Source organism: Neokomagataea thailandica NBRC 106555 (assembly GCF_001598495.1).
GTDB lineage: Bacteria > Pseudomonadota > Alphaproteobacteria > Acetobacterales > Acetobacteraceae > Gluconobacter > Gluconobacter thailandicus_A.
In genome coordinates this window covers 1-955 of sequence record NZ_BCZB01000074.1, presented here as the reverse complement: position 1 = coordinate 955, position 955 = coordinate 1, and the positions used below count along the sequence as shown (strand labels likewise).

Here is a 955-nt window from a genome sequence, read left to right as displayed (position 1 = left end):
CTGCTGCGGTTTACCGGGGGCGATATAATGCCACTCCACACCCATTTCTTCGGCCCATTTCACAATGGCATGGGAGGTGAATTCTGTCCCATTGTCACTCACGATAATGAGCGGCTTCCCATAGCATTCCACCAATAGGGTCAACTCCCGGGCAACGCGCCCTCCGGATAAAGACGTATCGACAATGAGAGCCAAATTTTCTCGGCTTACATCATCAATAACGGTCAATACCCGGATACGCCGCCCGCAGATCAGCGCGTCAGAGACAAAGTCCAAACTCCAGCGTTGCCCTGGTTCTTGAGGCATAGTGAGTGGCGTACGCATCCCCAAAGCCCTTTTGCGACCACCGCGATGACGAACTTTCAACCCTTCTTCCTGATACAGGCGAAACAGTTTCTTATGGTTCACGACATGCCCTTCACGCGCCAGAAGATACCCTAAACGACGATAGCCAAAGCGGCGCCGTTCTGCCGCCAATTCCCGCAAGCGTTGTCGTAAAGCCGTATCCTCTGGGCGCACAGAAACATACCGAATGACGCGCCGAGCAACACCGACAACACGGCAGGCATGACGTTCACTCACACTGAAAACATCACGTATCAGATCAACAGCCTGCCGCTTGGCGACAGGCGTTACCACTTTTTTCCAACGATTTCCTTCAAAGCCGCATTGTCCAACATCGCATCGGCCAAAAGGCGTTTCAGGCGGGTATTCTCATCTTCCAACGCCCGCAGCTTCTTCGCTTCCGAGACCTCAAGACCGCCATAACGGGTTTTCCACTTGTAAAACGTAGCATCACTCATACCGTGTTTACGGCAAAGATCCGGCACTTTCAGCCCCGCCTCATGCTCATGCAGGATCTTGATAATCTGCTCTTCCGTAAAACGACTGCGTTTCATAGGTCCGGTTCCTTATCCAACGGACTCTACTTTAAAATGGATACATTTCCGGGGGG

Annotated in this window: 1 pseudogene; it reads right to left on the bottom strand. The window is 52.5% G+C overall.

Features of this window, described 5'->3' with window-relative positions:
* Positions 1 to 899 (bottom strand): annotated as a pseudogene (locus NTH01S_RS11460) (IS3 family transposase); the annotation flags it as partial.
* Positions 900 to 955: the final 56 nt, after the last annotated feature.